The sequence below is a fragment of the uncultured Azohydromonas sp. genome (assembly GCF_937926365.1).
Lineage (GTDB): Bacteria > Pseudomonadota > Gammaproteobacteria > Burkholderiales > Burkholderiaceae_C > Azohydromonas.
Genome location: NZ_CALAOH010000191.1, coordinates 1 through 4705 on the forward strand (window position 1 = coordinate 1; position 4705 = coordinate 4705).

The window sequence follows — 4705 nt, forward strand, 5'->3', positions numbered from 1 at the left end:
CGCCGGCCTGGCGCTGGCGGTGCGCGCGCAACGGCTGCCCGCCCTGGCCTGGACCGCCGCCGGCGCCGCGCTGGGTGCCGGCGGCCTGGCGATGCTGGCCGCGCGCATCTGATCCGAACCCACGCCCCAGGACCCACGAGGAGACCGCCATGTCCGCCGTTCCCAAGGAGCTGCGCCACCTGCCCGGCGCGGATGCGCACGAGCTGGTGCGGGCCACGCCCATCCGCTCGGTCTACGTGTACGAGGCGCCGGTGCGGCTGTGGCACTGGATGAACGCCCTGTCGATCACGGTGCTGGCCGTGACCGGCTACCTCATCGGCTCGCCGCTGCCCACGCTGCCCGGCGAGGCCAGCGACCATTTCCTGATGGGCTACATCCGCTTCGCGCACTTCGCCGCGGGCTACGTGTTCGCCATCGGCATGCTCGGCCGCGTGTACTGGGCGATCGTGGGCAACCACCACGCGCGCGAGCTGTTCACGGTGCCGATCTTCAGCAAGGCCTACTGGCAGGACATCGTGATGATGTTCAAGTGGTATGCCTTCCTGATCCCGCAGCCCAACCGCTACGTGGGCCACAACCCGCTGGCGCGCTTCGCGATGTTCTTCGTGTTCGTGCTGCTGTCGGTGTTCATGATCGTCAGCGGCTTCGCGCTCTACGGTGAGGGCCTGGGCATGGGCTCGTGGGCGGATGTCGCCTTCGGCTGGCTGATCCCGCTGATGGGCCAGTCGCAGGACGTGCACACCTGGCACCACCTGGGGCTGTGGGTGATGGTGATCTTCGTGACGCTGCACGTGTACGCCGCGATCCGCGAGGACATCATGGGGCGCCAGAGCGTGGTGAGCACCATGGTGTCCGGCTACCGCACCTTCAAGGACTGAGAGGCGCCGCGATGGACAGCCAGGCCGTACCGCCTCCCTTCGCCGATCCCTGCGCCGAGGGCTACGCGCCCGTCGTGGTGCTGGGCATCGGCAACCTGCTCTGGGCCGACGAGGGTTTTGGTATCCGCTGCGTCGAGGCGCTGGGGCAGCGCTACGCGTTCGCCGAGCACGTGCAGCTGGTGGACGGCGGCACGCAGGGCCTGTACCTGTTGCACTACGTCCAGGGCGCCAGGCAGCTGCTGATCTTCGACGCCATCGACTACGGGCTGCCCCCGGGCACGCTCAAGGTGGTCGAGGACGACGAGGTGCCGCGCTTCCTCGGCGCCAAGAAGATGAGCCTGCACCAGACCGGCTTCCAGGAAGTGCTGTCGCTGGCGCAACTCACCGGCCACTACCCCGAGCGCGTGCTGCTCATCGGCTGCCAGCCCGAGGAGCTGGAGGACTACGGCGGCAGCCTGCGCGCGAGCGTGCGCCTGGCACTGGAGGACGCGCTGGCGCTGGGCCTGCAGGCGCTGCGCGACTGGGGCGCCGCGCCCCGGCCGCGCGTCGGCGCGCGGTCCGACGGCGACGGCGGCGTGACGCTGCCCTCGCTGGCGCTGGAGCGCTACGAGGGCGAGCGCCCCAGCGCCGAGGCCGCCTGCCGCGTCGGCGACGCGCGCTTCATGCCGGCAGCGGAGTAGCGCCATGTGCATCGGCATTCCCATGCAGGTGCTCGACGCCCGCGAGCGGCGCGCCCTGGTGTCGGGCCGCGGCGAGCAGCGCGAGGTGGACACGGCGCTGGTGGGCGACGTGGCCCCGGGCGAGTGGCTGCTGGTGTTCCTGGACGCCGCGCGCGAGCGCATCGACGCGCAGCGCGCCGCCGAGGTCAACGCCGCGCTGGACCTGCTGGCCGGCGTGCTCGGCGGCCCATCCCTCTTCGCCGACGACCCCGGCTTCGCGCTGCCCTCGGCCATGAGCGTCCACGAGGTGGCCGCGCTGGCCGGCGCCGGCCCGAAGCCGGATTGAGTTTCACGAGGCGGCCATCCCCGGTGGACGCCTTGCAAACCGGAAGTACCTGCCATGACCCAATCTGCTGTCCCGCCGGCCGTTTCCATCGCACCCGCCGAACCCGACACGCCCGGCGTGATCTGCAACCTCGTGGCGCGCCACGGCGCCGAGTGGGTGGACGAAACCTCGCTCGACGCCTGGATGTCCGGCGCGGGCGACCGCGTGCTGCTGCTGGCCGGCGACCCGGTGCGCTTTCCCGAGGGGCTGGACGTGGCGGTGGTGCTGCCCGAAGTCCAGCGCGCGCTGGGCGGGCGCTTCTCCATCGGCGTGGCGCGCCGCTCGGCCGAGGCGGCCGTGGCCCGCCACTTCGGCTCCAACCGCTGGCCCTCGCTGGTGTTCGTGCGCGATGGCAGCTACGTCCACACGCTGCCCGGCATGCACGACTGGGACGATTTCGTCACCCGCGTGCACGAAGCGCTGGCGCTGCCTCCCTCGCGCATTCCCGGCATCGGCATCGCCGTGGTGAGCGCCGACGCCGGCGCCTCCTGCGCCTCCTGAAGTCAAGGACCGCCACCGCCATGAAGGCTTTTCCCATTCCCATCGTTTCCGGCCCCGGCAGCCAGGTCGAGGACGAGACGCTGAGCTACATGGCCATGCCCCAGGGCATGGACACCTACCGCGCGCCGCCGCTGCCCGAACCCGAGGCGCTGGCCGGGCGCGCCGGCGCGCATGCCGTGCTGCGCGGGACGCTGCGCGCGCTGGAACTGGTCGGCAGCCGGGGCGGCCCGTGCCGCGTGGCGCTCGCCGGGCTGGCGGCCGAGGACCTGGCGCTGGTCAACCAGGTGATGGGCGAGGGCGAGGTCAGCGCCCGCGTGCTGCCTGGCGCGGAGGGCGGGCACGAAGTGCAGGTGCAGGAGTCGGTGTTTGCCGGCGTCTGGCGTGTCACGGTGGTGGGCGAGGGCGGCGTGGTGCGCGACCACCTGGAGGTGGGCGCCGTGCCGCAGGTGCTGCGCGACGCCGCGGCGGCGGACTCGGCACAGTTCATCGCGCCGGCGCTGCCCGATCCGCTGCCGGCCGAGGTGATGAACGCGCCGCGGCTGATCGCGGAGATCGAGGACGCGGCGCGCCGCCGGCAGCCCGGCGCCGAGGCGCACGTGGTGAACCTCACGCTGCTGCCGGTATCGCCGATGGACATCGCGCTCATCGACCATCGCCTGGGCACGGGCCGGGTACTGATCCTCTCGCGCGGCTACGGCAACTGCCGCATCACCAACACCGGGCTGCGCCACGGCTGGCGGGTCGTCTACTACAACTCGCAGGACGCGGTGATCCTCAACACCATCGAGCTCACCGACATGCCGCAGGCCGCCTGCGCGGCGCCCGATGATTTACAGGACTCGCACGAGCGGCTGCGGGAGGTGCTGCGCTGGATCGAGGGCATGGACAACGCGGGCGGCACGCCGCGGAGGCCGTCGTGATGGAAGGCACCCGCTTCGAAGGCAGCTACCTGGGCGACCGCAGCCGCCTGGCGGCCGAGGCCCGGCTGGAATGCAAGGTCTGCTGGTGGGTGTACGACCCCGCGCAGGGCGACGACACCTGGCAGATCCCGCCCGGCACGCCCTTCACCGCGCTGCCGCCGCACTGGCGCTGCCCGGTGTGCGACGGGGACGCGGAGCAGTTCATGGTGGTGAGATAGGAAGTTGAGCCCACACCCATGCAGCGCGTTGCCTCCCTCGTCGCCGCCTTCGAGCACATCGCCCGCACCCGCATGGCCGGCGTGCCGCTGCTGCACGCGGCCCTGCGCACCGAGGCCGTGGGCTTCCAGCCGCAGGCCGACGACGACGGGGAGGCCGGGCTGCTGGGCGTGCTCGTCACGCCCTGGTTCATGAACCTGCTGTGGCTGCCCGGCGCGCAGGCGGCACCGCTGGCCCTGGGCGCGACGCGCCCGCGGCGCCTGGGCGGCGAGACGCTGTCCTTCCTCGGCGGCGAGGAAGGCGGCTGCCGCTTCGAGGCCTGCTCGCTGTTCTCTCCCATGTTCGAGTTCGCCGACCAGCACGCCGCGCGCGCCGTGGCGCTGGCGGCGCTGGGGCATCTGCGCCAGCCGCAAGCCGCCGCGGCCGTGACCGCCGCCCCCGTCGTGAAGGCCGCCCCGGCGCCCGCGTCCGCAGCCCCGGGCGTGCCCACCCGCCGCGGCCTGCTCTTTGGCCGCCGCGCCGCCAAGGCCGCGCGATGAGCCTGCTCGACACCCTCAGCGGCCGGCTGGTGCTCAGCCCGGGCCAGCCGCTGCCCAACATCCAGCGCCTGGGCGTGCGCCGCGCCGAGCGCCTGGCGGTGGGACGTCCTGCCGACACCGCGCCCGCGCTGCTGGGCACGCTGTTCACGCTGTGCGGCCATGCGCACACGCTCACGGCCTGGCGCGCCATCGAGGCCGCGCGCGCGGCGCCCGGCACCGTGCTGCCGCCGCCCGCGCTCGCGGACCGGCGCGGGCTGCAGCTGCGCACGGCGCAGGAGCAGTTGCGCCGCCTGCTGGTCGATGCGCCCCCGGTGGCCGGCCTGGGCCCGGCCACACCGGCCATGCTGCAGCGCTGCCCGCTGTGGCCGCCCGGCCCCGATGCCGACGCGGCGCTGGCGGCGCTGCGTACCTGGATGGAGGAAGACCTCCTGTCGATGCCACTGCGCGACTGGCTGGACGCGTGGGAGGCGGACGGCGCCGGCTGGCTGACGGTCTGGACCGCGCAGGCGCGCAGCCCCGTGGCGCGGCTGCTGCGCCGGCTCTGGCCTTGGGGCGCGTCCCTGCGCACGCCGCACCGCGCGCTGCGGCTGGACGCGCGCGACGGCTC

General features: G+C 73.5%; 7 protein-coding genes and 1 pseudogene. All 8 read left to right on the forward strand.

The features are described from left to right. Positions 1-149: 149 nt before the first annotated feature. Complete coding sequence (gene cybH, locus Q0741_RS20340; protein ID WP_298235015.1) at positions 150-878, forward strand: Ni/Fe-hydrogenase, b-type cytochrome subunit; 729 nt, start codon at positions 150-152, stop codon at positions 876-878. Between the two features lie 11 nt (positions 879-889). Continuing rightward, positions 890-1558 (forward strand): HyaD/HybD family hydrogenase maturation endopeptidase, encoded by a 669-nt coding sequence (locus Q0741_RS20345; RefSeq protein ID WP_298235016.1) that lies wholly within the window; start codon positions 890-892, stop codon positions 1556-1558. Positions 1559-1562: 4 nt separating this feature from the next. Continuing rightward, a complete protein-coding gene (locus tag Q0741_RS20350) occupies positions 1563-1883 on the forward strand; it encodes a HypC/HybG/HupF family hydrogenase formation chaperone (protein ID WP_298235017.1) in 321 nt (106 codons plus the stop codon). A gap of 54 nt (positions 1884-1937) precedes the next feature. Next, complete coding sequence (locus Q0741_RS20355; protein WP_298235018.1) at positions 1938-2423, forward strand: hydrogenase; 486 nt, start codon at positions 1938-1940, stop codon at positions 2421-2423. Between the two features lie 20 nt (positions 2424-2443). Continuing rightward, on the forward strand, positions 2444-3343 hold the full coding sequence (locus tag Q0741_RS20360) for a hydrogenase expression/formation protein (RefSeq protein ID WP_298235019.1): 900 nt from the start codon (positions 2444-2446) through the stop codon (positions 3341-3343). Further along, positions 3343-3561, forward strand: coding sequence for a rubredoxin (locus tag Q0741_RS20365; protein WP_298235020.1), 219 nt, complete (start codon positions 3343-3345; stop codon positions 3559-3561). Before Q0741_RS20360 ends, Q0741_RS20365 begins: the two co-directional genes overlap by 1 nt. Positions 3562-3579: 18 nt before the next feature. Then, positions 3580-4098, forward strand: a complete 519-nt coding sequence (gene hybE, locus Q0741_RS20370) for a [NiFe]-hydrogenase assembly chaperone HybE (RefSeq protein WP_298235021.1) — start codon at positions 3580-3582, stop codon at positions 4096-4098. Continuing rightward, positions 4095-4705 (forward strand): annotated as a pseudogene (locus tag Q0741_RS20375) (hypothetical protein); the annotation flags it as partial. The gene hybE and the pseudogene Q0741_RS20375, both read left to right, overlap by 4 nt.

Bases quoted from the DNA above. Each gene is read 5' to 3' on its own strand.
- cybH (WP_298235015.1), top strand. From the start codon at position 150: ATGTCCGCCGTTCCCAAGGAGCTGCGCCACCTGCCCGGCGCGGATGCG.
- Q0741_RS20345 (WP_298235016.1), top strand. From the start codon at position 890: ATGGACAGCCAGGCCGTACCGCCTCCCTTCGCCGATCCCTGCGCCGAG.
- Q0741_RS20350 (WP_298235017.1), top strand. From the start codon at position 1,563: ATGTGCATCGGCATTCCCATGCAGGTGCTCGACGCCCGCGAGCGGCGC.
- Q0741_RS20355 (WP_298235018.1), top strand. From the start codon at position 1,938: ATGACCCAATCTGCTGTCCCGCCGGCCGTTTCCATCGCACCCGCCGAA.
- Q0741_RS20360 (WP_298235019.1), top strand. From the start codon at position 2,444: ATGAAGGCTTTTCCCATTCCCATCGTTTCCGGCCCCGGCAGCCAGGTC.
- Q0741_RS20365 (WP_298235020.1), top strand. From the start codon at position 3,343: ATGGAAGGCACCCGCTTCGAAGGCAGCTACCTGGGCGACCGCAGCCGC.
- hybE (WP_298235021.1), top strand. From the start codon at position 3,580: ATGCAGCGCGTTGCCTCCCTCGTCGCCGCCTTCGAGCACATCGCCCGC.